At 70.8% G+C, this 21,564-nt stretch carries 24 protein-coding genes, 1 tRNA gene and 1 riboswitch; of the genes, 15 read left to right on the plus strand and 10 right to left on the minus strand.

The features are described from left to right. Positions 1-24 precede the first annotated feature (24 nt). Complete coding sequence (locus LX83_RS07485; RefSeq protein ID WP_253768485.1) at positions 25-1,602, minus strand: hypothetical protein; 1,578 nt, start codon at positions 1,600-1,602, stop codon at positions 25-27. Between the two features lie 121 nt (positions 1,603-1,723). Here LX83_RS07485 and LX83_RS07490 point away from each other — a divergent pair. Further along, positions 1,724-1,797: transfer RNA gene (locus LX83_RS07490), tRNA-Thr, on the plus strand. A 530-nt stretch (positions 1,798-2,327) separates the two neighbouring features. On the opposite strand, the gene LX83_RS07495 is transcribed toward LX83_RS07490, so the two are convergent. Continuing rightward, positions 2,328-3,239, minus strand: coding sequence for a MerR family transcriptional regulator (locus LX83_RS07495; protein ID WP_253768488.1), 912 nt, complete (start codon positions 3,237-3,239; stop codon positions 2,328-2,330). Between the two features lie 127 nt (positions 3,240-3,366). Between LX83_RS07495 and LX83_RS07500 the strand changes: the two genes are divergently transcribed. Beyond that, positions 3,367-3,744 (plus strand): hypothetical protein, encoded by a 378-nt coding sequence (locus LX83_RS07500; protein WP_253768490.1) that lies wholly within the window; start codon positions 3,367-3,369, stop codon positions 3,742-3,744. 81 nt (positions 3,745-3,825) lie between these two features. Here LX83_RS07500 and LX83_RS07505 read toward each other — a convergent pair whose 3' ends face one another. Then, positions 3,826-4,527 carry an SDR family oxidoreductase gene (locus LX83_RS07505; protein WP_253768492.1) on the minus strand — a complete coding sequence of 234 codons (702 nt, stop codon included), beginning with the start codon at positions 4,525-4,527 and terminating at the stop codon, positions 3,826-3,828. Positions 4,528-4,587: 60 nt separating this feature from the next. After that, entirely contained in the window at positions 4,588-5,337 is a 750-nt protein-coding gene (locus LX83_RS38640) for a GbsR/MarR family transcriptional regulator (protein WP_407649502.1), read from the minus strand. Positions 5,338-5,571: 234 nt separating this feature from the next. Here LX83_RS38640 and LX83_RS07525 point away from each other — a divergent pair, with 234 nt between their 5' ends. From LX83_RS07525 to LX83_RS07545, 5 genes are all read left to right on the plus strand, one after another. Then, positions 5,572-6,777 carry a cytochrome P450 gene (locus LX83_RS07525; protein WP_253768494.1) on the plus strand — a complete coding sequence of 402 codons (1,206 nt, stop codon included), beginning with the start codon at positions 5,572-5,574 and terminating at the stop codon, positions 6,775-6,777. 3 nt (positions 6,778-6,780) lie between these two features. Then, positions 6,781-7,605: an oxidoreductase gene (locus LX83_RS07530; RefSeq protein ID WP_253768496.1), complete on the plus strand. Its 825-nt coding sequence runs from the start codon at positions 6,781-6,783 to the stop codon at positions 7,603-7,605. Positions 7,606-7,718: 113 nt separating this feature from the next. After that, a complete protein-coding gene (locus tag LX83_RS07535) occupies positions 7,719-8,345 on the plus strand; it encodes a dihydrofolate reductase family protein (protein ID WP_253768498.1) in 627 nt (208 codons plus the stop codon). A gap of 246 nt (positions 8,346-8,591) precedes the next feature. Beyond that, positions 8,592-9,329: an EndoU domain-containing protein gene (locus LX83_RS07540; protein ID WP_253768500.1), complete on the plus strand. Its 738-nt coding sequence runs from the start codon at positions 8,592-8,594 to the stop codon at positions 9,327-9,329. Then, positions 9,326-9,691: a hypothetical protein gene (locus tag LX83_RS07545; protein ID WP_253768502.1), complete on the plus strand. Its 366-nt coding sequence runs from the start codon at positions 9,326-9,328 to the stop codon at positions 9,689-9,691. Before LX83_RS07540 ends, LX83_RS07545 begins: the two co-directional genes overlap by 4 nt. Before the next feature lie 155 nt (positions 9,692-9,846). Here the strand turns inward: LX83_RS07545 and LX83_RS07550 are convergent, their stop codons facing one another. After that, positions 9,847-9,999 carry a hypothetical protein gene (locus LX83_RS07550; RefSeq protein ID WP_253768504.1) on the minus strand — a complete coding sequence of 51 codons (153 nt, stop codon included), beginning with the start codon at positions 9,997-9,999 and terminating at the stop codon, positions 9,847-9,849. Between the two features lie 187 nt (positions 10,000-10,186). Between LX83_RS07550 and LX83_RS07555 the strand changes: the two genes are divergently transcribed. The 5 genes from LX83_RS07555 (at position 10,187) to LX83_RS07575 (ending at position 14,253) form a co-directional block, all read left to right on the plus strand. After that, positions 10,187-10,915 (plus strand): SGNH/GDSL hydrolase family protein, encoded by a 729-nt coding sequence (locus LX83_RS07555; protein ID WP_253768506.1) that lies wholly within the window; start codon positions 10,187-10,189, stop codon positions 10,913-10,915. A gap of 256 nt (positions 10,916-11,171) precedes the next feature. Further along, positions 11,172-11,420 (plus strand): hypothetical protein, encoded by a 249-nt coding sequence (locus LX83_RS07560; protein ID WP_253768508.1) that lies wholly within the window; start codon positions 11,172-11,174, stop codon positions 11,418-11,420. Continuing rightward, positions 11,417-11,683: a hypothetical protein gene (locus LX83_RS38355; RefSeq protein ID WP_253768510.1), complete on the plus strand. Its 267-nt coding sequence runs from the start codon at positions 11,417-11,419 to the stop codon at positions 11,681-11,683. The genes LX83_RS07560 and LX83_RS38355 overlap by 4 nt, the downstream gene beginning before the upstream one ends. Then, the gene (locus LX83_RS07570) at positions 11,676-13,181 is read left to right on the plus strand and encodes an MFS transporter (protein ID WP_253768513.1); all 1,506 of its coding nucleotides are present in this window, start codon (positions 11,676-11,678) and stop codon (positions 13,179-13,181) included. The genes LX83_RS38355 and LX83_RS07570 overlap by 8 nt, the downstream gene beginning before the upstream one ends. Before the next feature lie 61 nt (positions 13,182-13,242). Continuing rightward, a complete protein-coding gene (locus LX83_RS07575; protein ID WP_253768516.1) occupies positions 13,243-14,253 on the plus strand; it encodes a LysR family transcriptional regulator in 1,011 nt (336 codons plus the stop codon). Between the two features lie 20 nt (positions 14,254-14,273). Here the strand turns inward: LX83_RS07575 and LX83_RS07580 are convergent, their stop codons facing one another. From LX83_RS07580 to LX83_RS07595, 4 genes are all read right to left on the minus strand, one after another. Next, positions 14,274-15,131, minus strand: coding sequence for a S1 family peptidase (locus tag LX83_RS07580; protein WP_253768519.1), 858 nt, complete (start codon positions 15,129-15,131; stop codon positions 14,274-14,276). Positions 15,132-15,401: 270 nt separating this feature from the next. Continuing rightward, positions 15,402-15,605, minus strand: a complete 204-nt coding sequence (locus tag LX83_RS07585) for a hypothetical protein (RefSeq protein WP_253768521.1) — start codon at positions 15,603-15,605, stop codon at positions 15,402-15,404. 45 nt (positions 15,606-15,650) lie between these two features. Beyond that, positions 15,651-16,229: an ArsR/SmtB family transcription factor gene (locus LX83_RS07590; protein WP_253768523.1), complete on the minus strand. Its 579-nt coding sequence runs from the start codon at positions 16,227-16,229 to the stop codon at positions 15,651-15,653. Between the two features lie 125 nt (positions 16,230-16,354). Further along, positions 16,355-16,807 carry a DUF4442 domain-containing protein gene (locus tag LX83_RS07595; RefSeq protein WP_253768525.1) on the minus strand — a complete coding sequence of 151 codons (453 nt, stop codon included), beginning with the start codon at positions 16,805-16,807 and terminating at the stop codon, positions 16,355-16,357. A gap of 83 nt (positions 16,808-16,890) precedes the next feature. Next, positions 16,891-16,973, plus strand: a riboswitch (ZMP/ZTP riboswitch). A 37-nt stretch (positions 16,974-17,010) separates the two neighbouring features. Between LX83_RS07595 and LX83_RS07600 the strand changes: the two genes are divergently transcribed. From LX83_RS07600 to LX83_RS07610, 3 genes are all read left to right on the plus strand, one after another. Beyond that, positions 17,011-18,273, plus strand: a complete 1,263-nt coding sequence (locus LX83_RS07600; RefSeq protein WP_253768527.1) for a serine hydroxymethyltransferase — start codon at positions 17,011-17,013, stop codon at positions 18,271-18,273. A gap of 381 nt (positions 18,274-18,654) precedes the next feature. Beyond that, a complete protein-coding gene (locus LX83_RS07605; protein WP_253768529.1) occupies positions 18,655-19,194 on the plus strand; it encodes a MarR family winged helix-turn-helix transcriptional regulator in 540 nt (179 codons plus the stop codon). A gap of 11 nt (positions 19,195-19,205) precedes the next feature. Continuing rightward, positions 19,206-20,909: an MDR family MFS transporter gene (locus tag LX83_RS07610; RefSeq protein WP_253768532.1), complete on the plus strand. Its 1,704-nt coding sequence runs from the start codon at positions 19,206-19,208 to the stop codon at positions 20,907-20,909. A 113-nt stretch (positions 20,910-21,022) separates the two neighbouring features. Here the strand turns inward: LX83_RS07610 and LX83_RS07615 are convergent, their stop codons facing one another. Continuing rightward, entirely contained in the window at positions 21,023-21,523 is a 501-nt protein-coding gene (locus LX83_RS07615) for an inorganic diphosphatase (protein WP_253768534.1), read from the minus strand. Positions 21,524-21,564: the final 41 nt, after the last annotated feature.

A 21,564-nucleotide genomic window follows, 5' to 3' on the forward strand; every position in this document is an offset into this window, starting at 1 on the left:
CGCCCCCGCCGGGTGCGTCGGCGCTCAGCCGACGGGCCCGCGTGGGCGGGTGGACTCGGGGGTGCCTCGGGTGGCCCGGCCACGGCGGGGCGGGGTCGCGGCCACCAGGACCACGCCGGCGAACAGGGCGGCCGTGCCGGCCCAGAACAGCGGCACCACCCCGGTTGCCGCGCTGGTCCGGGCCAGCGGTGGCGTTGGGGCACCACCCCCGGCCGGCGCCGGTGGTTGGTCCGCCGGTGGCGCGGCCGCCGCGCAGCGCACCCCGCCCGCGGGTGCCGCCGCCCTGGCGATCTGCTCGCCCAGTGCGACCTGGACCAGCGCGGCGGGCAGGTTGGGCAGGGCAAGCCGGTCGGTGGGCAGCAGCTGCAGGTCGAGCAGGCGCGCGGTGGCGCCGAGTTGGAACCCGGTGAACGGTTCGGCCAGCACCGACTTCTTCTCTGCCGGCCCACCGGTGCGCAGCCGCAGCACCCCGATGTCTATTGTGGACAGACCAGCGGTGAGTTCGGTGCCGTCGGGCAGCAGTTCCCCCACCGCCGGCAACCGGAAGTCCGTTCCCGGCAACACCTTCACCGGTATGTCCATAGTGGACTTGTTCGCGTCCAGTGTGCCCAGTTCGCGCCCACCCTGGCTGACCCGCAGCACCGGCGCCTGGTAGCTGACCGAGGACGTGGCCTCGTCGCCCGTGGCCGTCACCGTCAGCGTGGGCGCGCTGACCACGTCCACCCGCAGCTCCATCGGGCTGCCCGCCAGCAGTCGGATGCCGCCGACCTGGAGCGTGGACGTGGACCGCACCGCCTTGCCGGCCACGCCCGGCGCGTCGACCAGGCTCACGCTCGCGTGCGCGCTGAGCGCGTCCGGCAGGCTCACCAGTGCGCCGGTCGCCGCACCGCCGGGCGTTCCCGACAGCAGCCCGCCCAACCGGCTCAACGGCGCCGCGAGGTTCTTCAGCGCGTCCACCAGCATCGCTGGGTCGGGCAGTTGCCGGGTCGGCTGGAGCAGCCCGGTGAGGTCGAGCTGACTGGGCAGCGCCGGGATCGCGGTGAGCGCGGACAGGCTGGCCAGCGACGTGCTGGCGGTCGCGATGTCGCCCACGCACGGGCCGGCCTGCTCGCTCCACCGGGCGTGCGCCGAACCGGTCAGCGCGCCCACCGAGGCCAGCGCGGCCAGCGGCCCGGTGGGCGCGGCCAGTCCACCGGTCACCGGCTCCGCGTTGTCCGGCAGCGCGGTCTGCACCAGGCCGCCGGGCAGCTGCGGCGTGCCGCCCGCCACCACCACCCCGGCCGGCGCCGCCTGGGCCACCGCGTGCTCGTAGGCCAGGGCCGCCTCGGAGTTGGCCTGCGCACTGGCCAGCCCCACGCCCAGCTCGCTGGCGCTCTGCTGCTGTCCCGACGCCGCCCCGGGCAGCAACCGGATCACCGCCAGCCCGGTGCCCGCGTCCCCGATCGCCCGCGCCGCCGACCCGACCGCACCCGACTCGCTCGGGGCCGGTCCGCTCGGGGCCGGCCCGGCTCCCGCCGGGGTCGCCCACCCGAGCACCACCCAGCAGACCAGCCCGGCCGCCACGACCGAGCGAGCCACGGCGCGAGCGCGGCGCACGGGCATCTACCTGCTCCTTCGTCCGAGGCCCCGACCCGGTGCGGCCTGGCCGGCGTTACGCGTGACACAACGAGGGCAGCCCGAATCGGTGACGCTCGACCGAGCCGCTACACTAGAGCCGCAACACGCCGCCTTAGCTCAGTCGGCCAGAGCGACGCACTCGTAATGCGTAGGTCGAGGGTTCGATTCCCTCAGGCGGCTCAGCACCTGACCTGGCCCTTTCCGGTTTCCCGGGAAGGGCCAGTGTGGTCAGGGTTGCAGTTTGGGTTGCAGTTGTTCCGATTAGGCCGGTTCCAGCACCCCGGCTGGCCCGTCGTCGCCTTCGTCCTCGTTGTGTTCCTGGTCACCCTGGCGCGGTGACCAGAGCAGTTCGCCGATCTGCCGGGGATGTCCCGCTTGATCTCGTCGGGCACGTGGACGTAGCGCTTGCGCATGGTCGCTTCCGACCAGCCCATCTGTTCCACACGGCGAAGCCATTGGTCTGAAGTGGACGGACCTGGACACCCAGGACGGCACACCCGGGCCAGGAACGAGGTACTGCTCGATGCCGGTGCGGTACCGCGCGGCCGTCTTCGTCGTCTCGGCAGGTGGGAGTTGGTGGCAGGGGCGCTGTGGTGGTTGGCTGGTTGTCCCTGGCCAACCAGGGTGGCCACACCTCATCGGCCCCGCACGGGACAGCAACGGCGGCACGGCATCACGGTGCTGGTCACGTGCGGGGGCTTGGCCGCGCTTCAGGTAGCGGGTGAGTCCTGGGCGGACAGCTCTTCGGCCAGTTCCATACAGCGCAGGCGAGCTGGGGAGAAGTCGTAGGGCATCTTGCCGATGGCGTCGAACGCGCTCATGGAGCCAGCCTCCCGCCGGCCAGAGCTGAGGTCGGCCTCGTCCTCGCCGTCATCGGCCGTAGCGGAGTGCAAAGTGTCCCAGGCGTCGCAGAGGGCGTCGTCGTCCTTACCCAGGCCGGACTCCTCGATGACGGCCTGCAGGGCGCTTTCGAAGGCGTGCCGCTCGGCGGCCACTTGAGCCACTCGTGGATCATCGACGGCGACGCTGTCATCGAGTGCCTCCTCGGCGTCATCGATGCGGTCGGAATCCGCCCGCAGAGCGGGATGCGTGGCCAGGACGACGAAGCGGGTGGCCTGGACGGCCGCGCCGAGCGGGCCGAAGATCCGCTCAGTGACCAGCAGACTGTCCAGGTCCGCCTGACGCAGGGAGCCTTCGGGCAGGCTCTTGAGGCGTTCGGTGACGAAGTCGGAGAGCAGGCCCATCCTGCTGCCTTCGGTGCGCATCCGCTGCACGGCAGCTCGTTGCCGCCGCAATTCCGCCTCCTGCTCGGCGAGGGTTTTCTCCAACCGCTCCAGGACGCCCGCGATACCGTCTCCGCTGTCCGCATCGGCGGAAGCCACGCCGGTGGTAAAGGCGTCGCGGATGTCGTTCAGGGCGATCCCGGCGTTGGCCATCTTGCGAATCCACAGCAGGCGGATTATGTCCTCGTACCCGTAGCGGCGGCGGCCATCACCGCCCCGCTCAGGCTCGGGTAGCAGGCCGATCTCGTGGTAATGGCGAATCGCCCGTGGCGTGGTGCCGGCGAAGGCCGCCGCGTCACCGATCTTGACCTGGCGGGGTGGCAGGAAGGACGAATGCATGAGTGGGGACCTTTCCGCACGGGATCGGGGCGTAAGTCCACTGGACCACATGCCGCTACGGAAGGTGCAACCCTGGCTGACGTCACCGGCTTTCCGTCGGCTTCGGCTCCAGCACGCGGGGATCGGCGTGGTCGGGCAGTTCCGCGACGAGGACGACCCGGACCGGTTCGGGTGGATCCGCGCCTTCCCCGACATGGCCGCCCGACGCGACGCGCTGACCGCGTTCTACGTCAACGGGGCAGCCTGGCGGAAGCACCGCGAGGCGGCCAACGCCTGCATGGTCGACAGCGACGACGTCCTGCTGCTGCGTCCGGCCCGACCCCACTCCGGGTTCACGCAGCCAGCGGCCCAGCGGCCACCGGTGGGTGCGAGCGCGGTGCCGGACTCCCGCATCGCGGTGACCATCTGCCACCGGCACACCCCGGTCGACGAGGAGTTCCTCAACTTCATCGAGCAGACCGTGGCACCGGCGCTGGCCGCGGCCGGAGCACCGCCACTGGCGTGATCCCCACCGCGCGCTCGCTGCTGCGCTGACCACCGGCCAGCGCGCACCACCGTCCGGCCGCACCGGCCGGGCCCGCGCGTCTCAGACGGGCTGGCCGATCGGGCGCATCACCACGGTGTTGACGTCCACGCCGGCCGGCTGGCCGATCGCCCACGCCACGGACTCGGCGACCTGCTCGGCGGTCAGCAGCTGCCCCTCGGGACGGCCGCCCAGCGCGTCCCAGAAGTTGGTCTCGACGCGGCCGGGCGCGATCAGGGTGACGCCGATGCCGTCACCGGTCACGGCACGCCGGGTGTTCTCGGCGAGTCCGGTCATCGCCCACTTCGTCGCCCCGTAGAGGTTGCCGGGGGCGTGGATGAAGCCGGCGACGCTGCCGACGATGACGATCCGGCCGCGCGTCTCCCGCAGTGCCGCCACCGCGGCCCGGATCAGCACCGCCGGGCCGAGCACGTTCGTCAGCACCATCTCCCGCCACTGGGTCGGGTCGCCGTCCACCACGCTGTCCGGCGTGGCGAACCCGGCGTTGGCCACGACCGCGTCCAGCCGCCCGAACTCCCGGACGGTGGCGACCACGGCCGAGCGCATCTCCGCGTAGTCCGCGGCATCGCCGGCGAAGGTCCGCAGGGAGTCCGGCCTGCCGCAGCTCTCGGCGAACCGGTCGAGCCGGCCGCGGTCGCGCCCGGTGACGGCGACCTGGTGCCCTCGCTCCAGCAGCAGTCGGGCCGCTGCCGCGCCGATTCCGCTGGAACCGCCCGTGATCAGGGTTACCGGAGAGGTGGTCATGCGGCCGACACTAGGTCCTGGAGTTAACTCCAGGACAAGTCCGCGCTGGGACCGGCCTGCTCACCGCGGCGGCTCGGCACGGGACTCCGCCACCGGGCGGGTCTCCGGGGCGAAGGTCTGCCGCCAGTGCTCGGCCAACTGGGTCAGCGCGTCCACGGCGAACCGGAAGAACCGGGTCGTCGTGTCGAGCCGGGCACCAGCGGGAGTGGCGTGCCCGAGGACGTCGGCCCCGTGCTCGGTGGTGGCGGCCCACCGGGTGAGCGATCGGCTGCTGGACAGCCACGCCCGGTACCAGACGTCGTCGTCGAGCACGTACCGCTCCCGCCGGCTGCCGGGATCGCGTTCGCGCCGCAGCAGGCCGATCCCCTCGACGTAGCGCACGCCCTTGGAGACCGACGCCGGGCTGACCCGCAGCCGCTGGACCAGTTCGGCGGCGGTGAGGCTGCCGGCGTCGCTGGTGAACAGGCAGGTGAGCACCCTGGCCGACATCAGGGGGAGTCCGGTTTCGACCATCATCGCCACGAACTGCTGCTCGAACTCCCGCACCGCCCCAGCACTGCGCTGGGCCGGGTCAGCGACGGCTGGCCGCTCGTGCGGCCGGTTGTGCTTGTGCCGGCGCGCCCGCCACGCGGCCGCCTGGTGGGCCCGGTTGGCCCGGTAGGCGTGCGGGCCGCCGTTGCGGGCGATCTCCCGGCTGATCGTCGACGTCGGCCGGCCCAGGAGCCGGGCGATCTCGGCGTAGCCGAGTCCCTCGGCCAGTCCCGCGGCGATCCGTCGGCGGTCCTCATGGCTCAGGCGCCGTCCCGGCATCCGTCCTCCCCTGGCGTTCCCGCGCCCAGCGTTGCAACGGAGTCACCAGTCGTTGCATTCGCCGGCAGGCTCGTTGCACCAATTAACACCCTATGACCTGCGCGGTTGACGAGACGACCGCGGTCTTCTGTTGCCCGTGGGGAAAACCCGGGAATAGCGTTTTCCGCAGCGTGAACCGGTTGGTTCCGCTGGGCGCGCCCAGCTCCGCGCCCCACTCTCCGAAAGGGAATCACCATGTCCTCGTCAGGTTCCGTGCTGCCCGCGTTGCCGACCGTGCGCCGGCCCGGCTGTCCCTTCGACCCGCCCGACGGACTGGCCGAGTTACGCGAGCAGCGCCCGCTCACCCGGATGTCCTACCCGGACGGACACGAGGGCTGGCTGGTGACCAGCCACGCGCTGGCCCGCAAGGTGCTGGCCGACCGGCGCTTCAGCGTCCGGCCCGACCTGCGGCACACCCCGATCCCCGTTCCGGGCATGGGCGAGCAGGCCCGCCAGGTGCCGCCGGGCACGTTGACCGCGATCGACCCGCCCGAGCACACCCGCTACCGCCGGCTGCTCACCGGCGAGTTCACCGTGCGGCGGATGCGCCTGCTCACCGCCGAGGTGGAGCGGATCACCGCCGAGCACCTGGACGCGATGGACCAGCACGGCCCGGAGATCGACCTGGTGGCGGCGTTCGCCCAGCCGATCCCGGCGCAGGTGATCTGCGAACTGCTCGGCGTGCCCTACACCGACCGGGACCGCTTCCAGAGCCAGATGCTGGACCTGTTCCACCTGGACAGGACAGCCGAGCAGCGGCTGGCGTGCTACACGGCCGTGCACGGCTACCTGGGCGAGCTGGTCCAGGCCAAGCGCGCCGAGCCCACCGACGACCTGCTCAGCGGCCTGACCACCACCGCCCTCACCGACGAGGAGCTGACCAACATCGGCTTCATGCTGCTGGGCGCCGGACTGGACACCACCGCCAACATGATCAGCCTCGGCATGTTCGCCCTGCTGCGCAACCCCGAGCAGCTCGCCGCCCTGCGCGCCGACCCGGGCATCGCCGACCACGCGGTCGAGGAACTGCTGCGCTACCTGCCGATCATCCCGTTCACCATGCGCGCGGCACTGGAAGACGTCGAGCTGGACGGCCAGCTGGTCAGGGCCGGCGAGACGGTGACCATCTCGCTCCCGGCCGCCAACCGCGACCCGAGCAAGTACACCGACCCCGACACCCTCGACCTGTTCCGCTCCACCAGCGGGCACCTGGGCTTCGGCCACGGCGTCCACCAGTGCCTCGGCCAGCAGCTGGCGCGGGTGGAGGTGCAGGTCGCGCTGCCCGCCCTGATCAACCGGTTCCCGACGCTGCGCCTGGCGGTGCCGGCCGACGAGGTGCCGCTGCGCACCGACATGGCCATCTACGGCGTGCACCGGCTGCCGGTCACCTGGGACCGGTGACCCGTGGCTGGAAAGGTCTGCCTGGTCACCGGTGCCTCGTCCGGGATCGGCCACGCCACCGCACTCGAACTGCTGCGCGCCGGCCACACCGTGTACGGGGCCGCCCGGCGGGTGAACCGGATGGACGCGATCACCTCGGCCGGCGGTCGAGCCCTGGCGATGGACGTGACCAGCGAGGACGACCTCGAACGCGGCATCCGCACCATCGTCGCCGAGCAGCAGCGGATCGACGTGCTGGTGAACAACGCGGGCAGCGGCCTGCACGGCGCCATCGAGGACGTGCCCATGACGCGGGCGCGCGACCAGTTCGAGGTCAACGTCTTCGCGCCGGCCCGCCTGGTGCAGCTCGTCCTGCCGCACATGCGTCGGCAGCGCTCGGGTGTGATCGTCAACGTGTCCTCGATCGGCGGTGAGATCGCCCTGCCGCTCGGCGCCTGGTACTACGCGTCCAAGCACGCGCTGGAGGCGTACTCGGACAGCCTCCGCCAGGAGGTCAGGCCGTTCGGCATCGACGTGGTGGTCGTCCAGCCGGGCATCATCAGAACCGAGTTCGAGAGCGGGACCGCTGACGAACTGCGCGCGATCTCCGGCGCGGGCGCCTACCGGCGGATGGCCGAGGCCATGGCCAACCGCGCCGAGACCGAACTGCACGGCAGGGACAAGGCGTCCGACCCCGTGGTGGTCGCGCGGGCCATCCGGCAGGCCGTCGAGTCGACCGCGCCGAGGCCGCGCTACGCCGTCGGCCACCTGGCCAGGCTGCTCCTGCTGCTCAACAAGCACCTGCCCGACCGGGCCTTCGACAAGCTGGCGACCCGTTCACTCACCTGACCGGTCCCAGCCATCCCGGCCACCGACCGATGAGTTCTCCGGCTGGCGCCCGTCTGTCCTGAGGGGCGTGCCACGCACACCGCTCACCACTGGGCGAGGACAGGAGACGATCGGTGAAGTTGACGGTGACGCAGTTCGTGTCGTTGGACGGGGTGTCGCAGGCACCGGGGGCCCCGGACGAGGACACCAGCGGCGGGTTCACCCGGGGCGGCTGGTTCGTACCGCACATGGACGAGCGGTTCCTGGAACTGGCGCTGGCCTGGCTCGCCGAGGCGGACGCACTGCTGTTCGGCCGGCGCACCTACGACAACTTCTCGCGGGACTGGCCGGAGATCGGCGCTGCCAACCCGGCCGATCCGTTCGCCGGCACCATGAACAGCATTCCCAAGTACGTGGCGTCGCACAGCCTGCGCACGGCCGACCGCTGGCAGCCCACCACCATCCTGTCCGGGGACATCCCGGCGCAGGTGGCCGAGCTGAAGCAGCGGCCGGGCCGGGAGATCCAGATCCACGGCAGCGCCCGGCTGGCCCAGTCCATGCTGGCGGCGGGCCTGGTCGACACGCTCCGGCTGGTGATCGCGCCCGTGGTCGTGGGCACCGGCCGCCGCCTGTTCCCGGACGGCGGCGCGCCGGTCGGGCTGCGCCTCACCAGCGGTGAGACCACACCCCGCGGGCTGGCCATCCACGTCTACGACACAACCGGCCGACCCGAGTACGGCACGTACCAGTCCGGTACGTGAGCCGGGGCCGGCGCGACACCTGAACGCACCCGGCGCCCCGACCGCCTTTCGGTGGTCGGGGCGCTCACCGCTGTTCGTCTTCTTTTCCGATGTCACCCCGCTGGCCCAATCAGCACCCGTCTGTTCTGTTTCCCGATAACCTCGCTGTCGGGCGGGAAACGGTCATTCAGGGGGTACGGGTTGTCGGGGCAACCAGCTACTTTCCAACAAATAGCGGACGTGTGCGAATGCGCGGTCGATCTCACCGTGCGGGTCGAGCAGCTGATCCTCCACGTCAGCGAGCACACCGACGAGATCGTGTCGATCCTGGTCGTCGTCGGCGAGGGCAGTTCGAACAGCGATTTTGAGTTGGCAATCACCAGATTCGGCCACCTCCGGTCGCGGATGCCGGACCTGTTGGTCTGCTGCGACCGGGCCAAGCAGCACGTGGCGACCTGGCTGGCCAGGGCACTGGGAATGACCCTCGCGGGCACGCCGGTCTACCCGCTCCCGGAGGACGTGCCCAGCCCGGCGCCGTTCACCCTCCCGAAGTACCCGCTGCGGGAGTGGGTCGACACGCACCTGTTCACCGGGCATCGTCGCGGCACGAACCTGTCCGGGCTCCATCATCTGCAGGATGAGACGCTGCCGGAAGGGATGTCTCTCGAAGAGCGAACGCCGAACGACAAGAACGGAGTTTTCGCGGCGAGGCTGCGGCAGACTCTGTCAGATGGAGAGGTGGCCGAGAAAGCACGATCGACGTTCTTCCCGGCGCACTGGGGGCGCGAAGAAGTGGCGCATGCCATTCGCTCCGCGTTTGCTGGCCGTCGTCGCCCCGTGCTGTCGGAGCCGGGTCAGGCTCCCCGCCAGACCATGTGGGAAGGCTACTACCGGGGGGTACGAATCCAGGGTTTCGTGCTTCCTGGCAAGGACGCCATGACGGCTGCGTTTGATGATGTGGGAACGGCCTGGCCTGTTTACGAAGTTCAGGAGGAGCGGCGGTGAAGGCTCGGATTGGACGTTGGTCGGACGGCAGGCTGACCATAGAGATCGACACGGAAAAGCATTCCGAGGCCCAGGTTCTCCACGACCTTATCAGGGACACCCAGGCGTGGCCCGAGTTTCTTGCGCAGGGTGCGGAACAGGCACGGCATCCCGAGCAGGTCACCGCGGACAATCGTCCCTTCTACACCGGCAACGAGACCGTGGCGCAGGTCACCCCGGACGGTGTTCACATCGAGCACGTCTGGTCCGGGGACAAGGTGCTGCTCAGCCACGCGGACTTCGTCGACTTCGTGGAGACGTACCTGCGGCTGCTGGAGCTGCGGAAGCAGGAGAGGGGCGGCGTGCGCGGCGAGGTCGAGTGAGTCGGCGCTGCGCTGTTCCCGCGCGGCACGGCGAAACCCCCTCTCGCTCGTCGGGTGTGCCGGGAGCGGGAGGGGGCCGTGTCACGGTGGGCCAGGCTGTCGGGCAGGTGGGCGGCCTTGGCGACCCGAGCAGCGCTGTCGGCCCTGGTCTGGTGTCAGCAGATCAGACCGGAGCAGTCCGGCGCGGCCTGGGCCAGCACGGTGTGGGTCGGCGCGGCCTGAGCCGGTGCCATCACCATGGTGGCGCCACCGAGCATGGCGAGCGCGAGCGCGCCAGCCGCGATGATCTTGTGCAGACTGCGGAACATGGGGCGGGTCCTTTCGTATTGGTGGTGAATCTGCCCCCATCGCGGCACAGCACAGCCGATCCTGACGACGTTTGTCCAGTTTGGACGCAAGGGGCCACTCCGCTGAGGGATGGATCGGACCCGATCGAGAGCCGCTGATCAGCCGTGCGGGGGACGTCGGACTGTCCCCGATGTCTAGAATTTCCGAATGCGGAGATCACGGGGGCGGGTGGTGGCGGTGTACGCCGCCGTGCTCGTCGTGCTGGTCACGGCGGGCGTGTTCCTGGCGGCCCGGCTCGGACAGGGGGCCAGGGCGGTCCGGGTCATGCCGCTGGGCGACTCGATCACCGGCACGCCCGGGTGCTGGCGGGCCCTGCTGTGGCAGCGGTTGCAGGACACCGGGCACACCGACGTCGACTTCGTCGGCACGCTGCCCGATCCCGGTTGCGGTGCCGGCTACGACGGTGACAACGAGGGGCACGGCGGGTTCCGGGTGGTCGCGGTGGCCAACGACAACCTGCTGCCCGGCTGGCTGTCGGCCACCCATCCGGACATCGTGCTGATGCACTTCGGCACCAACGACGTGTGGTGGGGCGGGGCCAGCACCGCGCAGATCCTGGACGCCTACACCACGCTGCTCGGCCAGCTGCGCGCCGACAACCCGCGGATCACCCTGCTGATCGCCCAGATCCTGCCGATCGAGTCGGACAACTGCGCGGACTGCGGGCAGCGGGTCGTGGAACTCAACGCCGCCATCCCGGGCTGGGCCAGCGCGCACAGCACCGCGGAGTCCCCGATCACCGTGGTGGACCAGTGGACCGGGTTCGATCCGGCCGCGGACACCAGGGAGGGCGTGCACCCCAACGACCAGGGCGAGCGCAAGATCGCGGAGCGGTGGTACCCGGCGCTGGCCGAGGTGCTGAGCCGGCCCGCGTAGCCGGGTGGTCCGGCCGGTACCAGGAAAAGCGCGGACACCTTCTGCGCGCCGAACCCGTCGTCGACGTGCGCCTGCCCGAACTCGTTCACCGGCGGACCGCTCGGCAGCGCGCTGGACCCGGCCTTCGCCGACAATCCGGCACGGCGTGGACGGGCAGTTTCCTGGTGGGCCTCCCGCTGATCGGCCGGGCCGCGCACCGGCCCCACCGGTTTCCCGCCGGGAACCAACTGCATGCTCTTCTTTCGCTGGTTCCCGGGTGCGCGCGCACATCTTCGGCCGCATGTCGAAGAATTGGGAAAGAAACAGGTGTGGCCACGCCGCGAAATCGGTGTGGGCGAATCGTCGTCTGGTTCTCGTCACCGGTGCCTACCTGTTCGTGTGCGCTGATCCGGGCGCCGGTCCGCTGGACACGTTCGCGTTCGGGCCGCACCGGCACGTGCCGAGCACCGTGGGGCTGGGCCTGGTCGACCGCGGCCTGCCGGAGTCGGCGACGGCGTCCGCGTGACTTTCCGCCAGGGCAACAACTCGTTTCCGAACTTTCCGTTGATTAAAACCAGCAGGATTCCTAACGTCGTGGTCGTGACGATTTCCGCGATGTCCGAGAACAGTTCAACGGGTGTGCGTGAGCCGTTGGTCAGAAATGCGATCGAGCAGATTCCGGCCCGGCGGGAAGAAGTCGACGCGGCGGCCAACGGCTACGCGTCGGTGGCCATCGCCGACGGCCAGGACCTGGAGCTGTCCACCCACCTGGGGCGGCCAGGTGACTGAGGTCGGCAGGGCACCCGCGCGGGCGCGGCCCGGCCTGGCGAGCGCGGCCATCTGCGCCTGCACCGCGCTGGTGTTCGGACTGGGCGCCTCGGTGAACCTGGCGGTGGGCACGCTGGCCACCAACGCGCTGCGCCCGTCGTCCACCGAGGTCCTCTGGATCATGGACACCTACCTGGTGGTGTTCGGCTGCCTGCTGATCCCGGCGGGCGCGGTCGGCGACCGGTTCGGCCGCAAGCGCACCATGCTGGTCGGGCTGGCCGTGCTGGCGCTGGCCTCGCTCGCCTCGGCGGTGGCGCCGACCGTGCCGCTGGTGATCGCGGCGCGCGCGGTCACCGGGCTGGGCGCCGCCCTGGTCCTGCCCAGCAGCCTGCCCCTGCTGATCAGCAACTACCCGTCCGAGCGGCGCGACCACGCGGTCGCGGTGTGGACGTCGACGACCGGCATCGGCGGCGTGCTCGGCAACGTGCTCGGCGGTGCGGTGCTGGAGTTCTTCGACTGGCAGGCGCTGTTCGCGGTGGCCGCGCCGATCGCGTTGCTCGGCGGGATCGCCGTGGCCGTGGCCACCCAGCCGGTGCCCGGCCACGACCGGCGGCTGGACCCGGGCGGCACGGTCATCCTGGTCGTGCTGGTGTTCGCGCTGCTGTTCGGCATCATCGAGGGCAGGGAACTGGGCTGGACCAGCGTGCCGGTGCTGGGCGCGTTCGCCGCGGCGGTGCTGCTGGCGCTCGCGTTCACCCGCTACGAACTCCGCCACCCCGCGCCGCTGCTGGACCCGAGGGTGTTGCGCGCGCCGGGGCTGCGCGCCGGCGGCATCGGCGTGATCCTGTCGTTCATCGCCATGTACTCGGTGTTCTACCTCAACGGCCAGTACCTGATGAGCGTCAAGGGCTACCCGCCGATCCTGGCCGGCCTGGGCACGGCCCCGCTGGCGGTGGTGCTGGTCCTGGTCACCCCGCGCGCGCCGCGCCTGGCCCGCTGGCTGGGCACCCGCACGCTGGTGGTGGCCGGGCTGCTGACCATGGTGGTCGGGCTGCTGCTGTTCGCCACCTGCACACCGGACACGCCCTACGCCTACTACGCGCTGTGCATCGTGGTCGTGGGGGTGGGTTCGGCCGTGTCCAACCCGGCGCTGTCCTCGGCGATCCTGTCCGCGCTGCCGGCCAGCCAGTCCGGGACGGGCGCCGGCGTCAACAGCTTCGCCAGGGAGATCGGGGGCGCGCTGGGCATGGCCGTGTTCGGCACGCTGGCCGGTACCTCGTTCGGGGCCAACCTGGACGCGGCCGGTTCGGTCATCCGCGATCTGCTCACCACCGCCGGCAACCATGATGTGGGGTCGCTGCTGGCGGCGGCCGCGTCCGCGCCGGAGTCGGTGCGCGCCGCGATCCGGGTGGCGTTCACCGACGCGACCAGTGGCGCGCTCGGGGTGGTGGCGGGCATCGTCGGCGCGGCCGCGGCGTTGATCGCGTGGTGGCTGCCCGGGCGGTCCACCCGGCGGTGAGTCGGGCGTGGACGCCGGCGCGGGTGGCGGTGAGCAGCGGCACGGGAGGAGCCGGAACCAGGTGACCGGACGGTTGCACAAGTTGGATCTGAGCCTGCTGGTCGCACTGGACGCGCTGCTGGAGACCGGCAGCGTCACCGGCGCGGCCGAGCTGGTGGAGGTGTCGGTGCCGACCATGAGCAAGACCCTGCGCCGCATCCGCGACCTGCTCGGCGACCCGGTGCTGGTGCGGGCCGGGCGCGGCATGGTGCCCACGCCGCGCGCGGTCGCGTTGGGACCCCGGGTGCGCGCGCTGATCGCCGAGGCCGAGGCCATCCTGTCCGACGGCCGGCACGTCGACCTGAGCCAGATCCGCCGCGGTTTCGGTCTGGTCGCCGACGACGGCTACGCCGCGCTGCTCCAGGCGCTGCTCACCCCGCGCACCCGGCGCGAGGCCCCCGGGGTGACGCTGCGGTTCCTGGCCACCGGTCCCGGGGACGCCACCCCGCTGCGGGACGGCACGGCCGACCTGGAGATCGGCATCATCGACGAGGACTCGCCGGAGCTGCGGGTGGAGTCGCTGTTCGTGGACCGGCTGGTGGGCGTGGCCAAGGCGGGCCACCCGCTGGCCACCGGTCCGGTCACGCCCGCCGCGTTCAGCGCGGCCGCGCACATCGGCGTGTCCCGGCGCGGCCGGCTGCACGGTCCGCTTGACCGGGGGCTGGAAGTCGTTGGGCTGCAACGAACGATCGTGGCCACACTGGCGAACTTCGCCTCGGCCCTGCTCACCGTGTCCACTTCGGACTGTGTGACCGCGGTGCCGGAGCGGGTCGCCCGCTACTTCGCGTCCGCGCTGGGCCTGGTGGTGTTCCCCGTCCCGACCGAGTTGGACCCGATCGAGGTGCGGATGGCCTGGCACCCCCGGCACGACGCCGATCCGGCGCACCGCTGGCTGCGCCAGTGCGTGCGCGAGGTGACCGCGGTGGAGGTGGTGGCGCCGACCGGAGCGCACCCCGTGGGCGCGCATCCGGTCGGCGCCGCTCACCAGACGGGTTCCGGCGCAGGGGCGGAGGCGGCCGGCACCCGCCGGTGAGATCCTGGGCGGCGGGTGGACTAGGCCAGGGTCCTGGCGTCCGCGCCGAGCGCGTCGATGATCCAGTCGGTGTAGTGCGGCACGCTGGGGGAGACGTCCGGCGTCTCACCGCAGACGTCGCCGACACCCCGGCTGTCGCTGCCGACCAGCTTCCACCGGCCCCACACCTTCTTGATGATCGGCGTGCCCGAGTCGCCGTTGCACGGGCCGAACGTGCCGCCCGGGTTGTTCAGGCAGAAGTCGCCCTCGCGCCAGCCGTACTCGCCGTAGCCGCAGTAGTCGTTCTCCGCGACCGTGGTGTCCAGCTGGTACAGCTGGGTGGGCAGGGTGGTGTCGCCGTCGGCCAGGTAGCCCCAGCCGATCACCCGGATGTCGTCACCCACGTTCACGGAGCGGGCCAGCGGCACCGGCGCGTTGCGCACCGGCTTGGCCAGCTTGATCAGCGCGATGTCCGCGTTCTGGGTCCGCGCCGACCAGTTCGGGTGCACCACGAACTCGGCGGCGTCGACCACCGTGCCGCCGGTGGTCCGGTCGTTGCTGCCGATGCGCAGGTGGAACAGGCTCGGGTCGAGCGGTTCGTCGGTGGTGCTGTCGGTGACGCAGTGCGCCGCGGTCTCCACCCACTGCGGGGCGATCAGCGCGCCACCGCACCGGAGGGCGTTCGGGTTGCCGTTCTTCTCCCACTGCAGTGAGGCGATGAACGAGTAGTTCTCGGTCGCCGGAACACCGCCGACGATGGTGGCGCCGGTGTCGGACGCCTGCGCGACACCCGGTGCGGCGGCCACGCCGGCGGCCACGGCCACCACCGCGGCCGTGCGAGCCAGTGCCGAGATCCACCGCGGCGCGGTGTGCCTTGTCCCAGCCAAGCGCTCGGTCAAGTTCGGTCCTCTCCCCAGTCGGTGTGCGCGGGCGCCGCACCACGGGTGGGCGCGGCGCGGTGCGGGGGCGCGGACCCACCGGGCCGACAGCACGTCCGCCGCGCCACACCTGTCGAAAGTTTCCAACGCAATTAGCTTGCGGTCCGGATACTACTTTCGGGTGACATGGCCGGGTATGCGTTGTTCGGCCGCTGCCGAACACCGCCGTTCGGACGTGTCCGGGCCGCTGGTCGCGTCGCGGGACTGGGTGGACCGGGGTAGTGGCGCCGGTCAGCTGGTCGCGACGAACGGGCAGGCGGGCAGGCCGCAGCCGGTTCCGGTGGCCGGGTTGGGCATGGCCGGCGCGGTCAGCGCGCGCCGCCACGACCGGCGGCGGACGGCCAGGCGGGCCAGCCGGCTCGCGGCGGCCTGGTCACGGCAGTCCTGTTCGCGAAAGCGAATATCGGCGCGCAGCGTGTCCGGGTGCTGGTACATGGGAAGAGCCCCTTCTCGGTGGGTGTGAGTGTCCTCAGTGGAGAGTCAGGAGCGTGGCGAGTCGTTGGAAGTCAGCCAGAAGGACGCGAACGTCCGCACCGGACGTGCTCCCTCGGGGCGCAGTGCGGAGTCGGCCACCCGGTTGTGGTAACGGTCCAGCAGGGCGCCGAACTCGTTCTTCAGTCGCGTGGCTTCCTCCGGGGTGAGGTAGACCAGGCCGGACATGCTCCCGGTGACCCGCTGCCACTGCTCGGGCTCGCGGTCCTTGCGACGGATGGCGGCGCGGTACTCGGCCATCTCGTGGTCGATGAGCGCGTCCGAGGCGGCCTCGGCGGCCAGCCTGCCCTCGTCGTCCAAGTCCATTTTGGACCAACCGAACTCCTGGGCGGGCAGTCGCCACGGCTTCTCCCTGCCCTCGCTGGGGGCCGGCTCGACAAAGCCGTACTTGGCCAACATGTTCAGGTGGTAGGAGCAGCTGGCCACGCTCTCGCCGGTCAACTCGGCGCACCGGGTCGCGGTGGCGGTGCCCTCGATCTGGAGCAGGTCGATCAGCTTCCAGCGCAGCGGGTGGGACAGCGCGCGCAGCTTCTTCGGGTCGCTGATGTTCTCCTGGTGGGGCGGCATGGGATCAAGGTACCTTGCTCAAGGTTCCTTGTTCAAGGGCTCTTGCTAAAGATTTCTTGTTAAAGATTTCCGGCTGGGTGGCCGAGTGGGCGGTCGCGTGCGGACCGCCCAGGCGACCAGCGGGTTCAGCGGTTGGGGCGCAGTGTCCAGCGCACGGTCAGCTCGCCGGTGGTCACGCCCTCGGCGTTGCTGATGGTCACGTGCACCGGGAACTCCGGACGGGTGCCGGCGTCCAGTTCGGCCAGCACCTCCTCGGCGGGCCGACCGAGCACGGCCTCGGCGCGCAGCGGGCCGAGAGCCAGCTTGGTGAACCTGACCTCGGCGCTGACCACCAGCGGCACGGCCCGGTCCAGCACGTCGCTGAACGCGGCCAGCACCACCGCGCCGGTCGCGGTCTCGCCCAGGCCGAACATGACGGCGGCGTGCGGGCCGCCCACGTGGTTCCGCTGCTCCGCCACGTCGGGCAGGGTGGCCACCACGCGCCCGTCGCTGATCTCGGTGAACTCGATGCCGGCGGTGCGCACCCAGGGCACGCTCTGCTTCATGCCCTGCGCGATCAACTCTTGGGTGGAATCCATGCCCGGCGATGCTACCCGCGTTGTTACTGGCGGGTAACCCGAATCGCCGGTCGGCCGGCTGATGTGACCTGGTCAGGTAGGCTTTACCGGGAAGCGACTGGCGTGTTGGGGTGGAGTCAACCACCGGGGAGCGAACTGGTCGGCACCGTGCGCCTGGGTGCCTCGGCCGGAGTCCCCGCGCGCAAGAAGGAAGTATGTAGCCCATGCACCAGCCAGCCATCTCCCACCTCGCGGCCAGTGACCCCGAGATCGCCGATCTGGTCGAGGCCGAGGCCAAGCGGCAGCACGACAAGATCCGGCTGATCGCGTCCGAGAACTACGTGTCCACGGCCGTGCTGGAGGCCACCGGCACGGTACTGACCAACAAGTACTCCGAGGGCTACGCCGGCAAGCGCTACTACGAGGGCCAGCAGTTCATCGACCCGGTCGAGCGGTTGGCCGTGCAGCGGGCCAAGGACCTGTTCGGCGTGGACCACGCCAACGTGCAGCCCTACTCCGGCTCACCCGCCAACCTCGCGGTCTACCTGGCCTTCGCCGAGCCCGGCGACACCATCATGGGCATGGCCCTGCCCTCCGGCGGCCACCTGACCCACGGCTGGAGCGTGTCCGCCACCGGCAAGTGGTTCCGCAGCGTGCAGTACGGCGTGCGCAAGGACACCGGCCGGGTGGACCTGGACGAGGTGCGCGACCTGGCCCGCGCCGAGCGGCCCAAGGTGATCTTCTGCGGTGGCACCGCCATCCCCCGCACCATCGACTTCCCGGCCTTCGCCGAGATCGCCCAGGAGGTCGGCGCGGTCCTGGTCGCCGACATCGCGCACATCGCCGGCCTGGTCGCCGGTGGCGCCCACCCCTCGCCGGTCGGCCACGCCCAGGTGATCACCACCACCACGCACAAGACGCTGCGCGGCCCACGGGGCGCCATGATCATGTCCGACGCCGCGCACGCCAAGGCACTGGACAAGGCGGTGTTCCCCGGCCTGCAGGGCGGGCCGCACAACCACACCACGGCCGCGATCGCGGTGGCCCTGCGGGAGGCCAGCCAGCCGGCGTTCCAGGACTACGCGCACGCCATCGTGGCCAACGCCAAGGCGCTGGCCGAGGCCCTGGTCGAGCGCGGCTTCGACCTGGTCTCCGGCGGCACCGACAACCACCTGATCCTGGTGGACCTGGGCAACAAGGGGATCGGCGGCAAGCCGGCGGCCAAGGCGCTGGACCGCGCCGGCATCGAGCTGAACTACAACACCGTGCCGTTCGACCCGCGCAAGCCGTTCGACCCGTCCGGCATCCGCCTGGGCACGGCCGCGATCACCACCCGTGGGCTGGGCGTCGAGCAGATGCCGCAGCTGGCCGCGTGGATCGACGCGGTGGTGCGGGCCGCGGACGAGCAGGACGAGGCCACCGTCGAGCGGGTGGCCGGCGAGGTGGCCGAGCTGCTGGCCGGCTACCCCATGCCCGGCTGGGCCTGATCGCACCGGAGTTCGCCACCGCCCGAGTCCCGCGCGGACCGAGTTCCACGTGGGTTGGGCGGCGCTCAGCCCGCTGACCGCGGCGCGCTGAGAAATTGCGTTGCGCCACCGCACCGTGGCCGGGTTTCGTATGCCCGCCACGGTGCGGTGGCGTTCGCATGTCCGGGAACAGCAGGCCCCACCTGGGAGTTCTCTCCTTCGCGCAGGGTAGTCAGTCAGGCACCTGGCGCGCTGCGAGCCGGATCACAAGATATTTCGGTTGCTAAGAATCCCAGAAAAGTTCATGCTTGTGTCGTACAAGTACTTGGGTGATGCAAGCAACGGAGGGGCGGGCAGGTGTCGCAGGACCTGGGGGCGGGCCCGTTGCTCACTGACGTCGGCGTGCGCACAGCTCAGCTGGCGGAGCCGGCTGCGGGCCCGACCGACACCGACACCACGCAGGCCGACGAACGCGCCGGCGGCGTGGTCGACCAGCTCAACATGGCCATGGCCAAGCTGGGGCGGCTGCACGGCTGCGTGTCCGCGCAGCTGAGCAAGGAAGGCTTTGACAAGACTTCCTTCGTGCTGCTCGGCACCCTGGCCCAGCGGGGGCCGCAGCGGTCCAGCGCGCTGGCCGAGGCCGTGTTCGCGGATCCGTCCACGATCAGCCGCCAGGTCGCCCAGCTCGTGCGCAACGGCCTGGTCGAGCGCACCGCTGACCCCGAGGACGGCCGTGCCGCCGTGCTCGCCATCACCAACTCCGGGCTCGCCCTGCTGGAACGGGCCCGAGACCGGCGCAACGCCGCGCTGGCCCGTGTGCTGTCGTCCTGGTCAGACACTGACCTGGGGGAGTTCGCCGCGCTGTTCGACCGGTTCACCCGTGACTTCGAACAGGCGCTGCCGATGTTCATCGCCGAGTGCGCCGAGGGGACGCGCTCCTGAGGGGAGACCTGATGTCCGAAGCGGTCATCACCACCGACCGTGAACCCGAGCCCGACAGAACCGGCCAACCCGGTGCTGTCAGTGGCGACGGATCGCTCAGCCACCGCCAGATCCTGACGGTGCTGTCCGGCCTGCTGCTGGGAATGTTCCTGGCGGCGCTGGACCAGACCATTGTGGCCTCGGCCATGAAGACCATCGCCGACCAGCTGCACGGCCAGACCCTGCAGGCCTGGGCCACCACCGCCTACCTGATCACGTCCACCATCGCCACGCCGTTGTACGGCAAGCTGTCCGACATCTACGGCCGCAAGCCCATGTACCTGACGGCGATCTCGCTGTTCCTGCTGGGCTCGCTGCTGTGCGGCATCGCCAACTCCATGTACGAGCTGGCCGCCTTCCGCGCCGTCCAGGGGCTGGGCGCCGGCGGTCTGATGTCGCTGGCGCTGGCGATCATCGCCGACATCACCTCGCCGCGGGAGCGCAGCCGGTACCAGGGCTACTTCATGGCCGTGTTCGGTGTCTCCAGCGTGGCCGGCCCGGTGGTCGGCGGCTTCTTCGCCGGCCTGGACACCTTCGTCGGTGTCACCGGCTGGCGCTGGGTGTTCCTGGTGAACGTGCCGATCGGCCTGATCGCCCTGGTCGTGGTCAGCCGGGTGCTCAACGTCCCGCACACCAAGGTCAAGCACCGGGTGGACTACTGGGGCGCGATCGCCCTGGCCGTGGGCCTGGTGCCGCTGCTGATCGTGGCCGAGCAGGGCCGCGAGTGGGGCTGGGCGTCGGGCGCGTCGCTGGCCATGTACGCGATCGGCGTCGTGGGGCTGGTCGCGTTCGTGTGGGTGGAGAGCCGGATGGGCAACGAGGCGCTGCTGCCGCTGCGGCTGTTCCGCCGGCCGGTGTTCTCGCTGAGCAACCTGCTCAACTTCATCATGGGCATCGGCATGTTCGGCGGCATGATGTCGCTGCCGCTGTACCTGCAGATCGTCAAGGGTTCCACGCCCACCGAGGCCGGCCTGCAGTCGCTGCCGCTCACCGCGGGCATCCTGCTCAGCAGCATGGTCAGCGGCACGCTCACCTCGCGGACCGGCCGCTACAAGATCTTCCCGATCATCGGCATCGGCGTGATGGTCGCGGCGCTGTTCATGTTCGGCCAGATCGGCACGGACACGCCCATGCTCTCGGTGATGGGCATCATGCTGCTGCTCGGCATCGGGCTGGGGCTGTGCATGCAGTCCCTGGTGCTGGCCGTGCAGAACGACGTTCCGCCGCGCGACATGGGCGTGGCCACCTCGTCGGTCACGTTCTTCCGCCAGATCGGCGGCACCGCCGGCACGGCCGTGTTCCTGTCGATCCTGTTCGGCGTGGTCGGCGAGCGGATCAACAACGCCTTCCAGAGCGCGGCCACCGACCCGGCGTTCCTGGCGGCCATGGCCAACCCGGCCAACCAGCAGGCCGTGGCCGGCATGCAGGGCGGCGGCATGGACCTCAACGACACCAGCTTCATCGAGAAGCTGGACCCGGCGCTGGCCCGGCCGTTCCTGGACGGCTTCTCCAGCGCCATCGACACCGTGTTCCTCGTGGGTGGCGCGGTGATGCTGGTGGCGTTCGCGCTGATCTGGTTCCTCAAGGAGGTGCCGCTGTCCAACAAGTCCGGACTGCAGCGCCAGGCCGGTGACGGCGACGCCGACGAGCAGCCCGTGGTCGTTGCCATGCACTGACCGGAAACCACGCCACACAGGCGAATCACCAGGGGTGGTAAAAGCCGGGGCCCGCACGTGCGAAACGTGCGGGCCCCGGTTGACGTTCGACAGGAACGCCGGCGGCTGCGGGCTCAGTGCTCGCCGCTGGCCTCGGCGTCCTTCAGTCGCTGGTAGGACTGGGCGATCTCGGCCTCGGCGTCGGCCCGGCCGACCCAGGTCGCGCCCTCCACGCTCTTGCCCGGCTCCAGGTCCTTGTAGACCTCGAAGAAGTGCTGGATCTCCAGCCGGTGGAACTCGGCCAAGTGGTGAATGTCACGCAGGTGCTCGGTCCGCGGGTCGTCCGCGGGCACGCACAGCACCTTGTCGTCCCGCCCCTTCTCGTCGGTCATCCGGAACATGCCGATCGCGCGGCAGCGGATCAGGCAACCGGGGAAGGTCGGTTCCTGGACGAGAACGAGGGCGTCGAGCGGATCGCCGTCCTGCCCGAGGGTCTCGTCGATGAACCCGTAGTCCGCGGGGTACTGCGTGGCCGTGAACAGGGTGCGGTCCAAGCGGATGCGCCCCGTCTTGTGGTCCATCTCGTACTTGTTCCGCTCACCCTTGGGGATCTCGATGGTGACGTCGAACTCCACGCGGTCCTCGCTCGTATTGCCTTGGGGTAAGGCCAGCACGC

Source organism: Goodfellowiella coeruleoviolacea (assembly GCF_024171785.1).
GTDB lineage: Bacteria > Actinomycetota > Actinomycetes > Mycobacteriales > Pseudonocardiaceae > Goodfellowiella > Goodfellowiella coeruleoviolacea.

What these genes read in the sequence shown, in the direction of transcription:
- LX83_RS07600 (WP_253768527.1), top strand. Translation starts at nt 17,011, where the DNA reads ATGCACCAGCCAGCCATCTCCCACCTCGCGGCCAGTGACCCCGAGATC.
- LX83_RS07555 (WP_253768506.1), top strand. Translation starts at nt 10,187, where the DNA reads ATGCGGAGATCACGGGGGCGGGTGGTGGCGGTGTACGCCGCCGTGCTC.
- LX83_RS07590 (WP_253768523.1), bottom strand. Translation starts at nt 16,229, where the DNA reads ATGCCGCCCCACCAGGAGAACATCAGCGACCCGAAGAAGCTGCGCGCG.
- LX83_RS07495 (WP_253768488.1), bottom strand. Translation starts at nt 3,239, where the DNA reads ATGCATTCGTCCTTCCTGCCACCCCGCCAGGTCAAGATCGGTGACGCG.
- LX83_RS07505 (WP_253768492.1), bottom strand. Translation starts at nt 4,527, where the DNA reads ATGACCACCTCTCCGGTAACCCTGATCACGGGCGGTTCCAGCGGAATC.
- LX83_RS07595 (WP_253768525.1), bottom strand. Translation starts at nt 16,807, where the DNA reads ATGGATTCCACCCAAGAGTTGATCGCGCAGGGCATGAAGCAGAGCGTG.
- LX83_RS38640 (WP_407649502.1), bottom strand. Translation starts at nt 5,337, where the DNA reads ATGCCGGGACGGCGCCTGAGCCATGAGGACCGCCGACGGATCGCCGCG.
- LX83_RS07485 (WP_253768485.1), bottom strand. Translation starts at nt 1,602, where the DNA reads ATGCCCGTGCGCCGCGCTCGCGCCGTGGCTCGCTCGGTCGTGGCGGCC.
- LX83_RS07550 (WP_253768504.1), bottom strand. Translation starts at nt 9,999, where the DNA reads ATGTTCCGCAGTCTGCACAAGATCATCGCGGCTGGCGCGCTCGCGCTC.
- LX83_RS07585 (WP_253768521.1), bottom strand. Translation starts at nt 15,605, where the DNA reads ATGTACCAGCACCCGGACACGCTGCGCGCCGATATTCGCTTTCGCGAA.
- LX83_RS07525 (WP_253768494.1), top strand. Translation starts at nt 5,572, where the DNA reads ATGTCCTCGTCAGGTTCCGTGCTGCCCGCGTTGCCGACCGTGCGCCGG.
- LX83_RS07610 (WP_253768532.1), top strand. Translation starts at nt 19,206, where the DNA reads ATGTCCGAAGCGGTCATCACCACCGACCGTGAACCCGAGCCCGACAGA.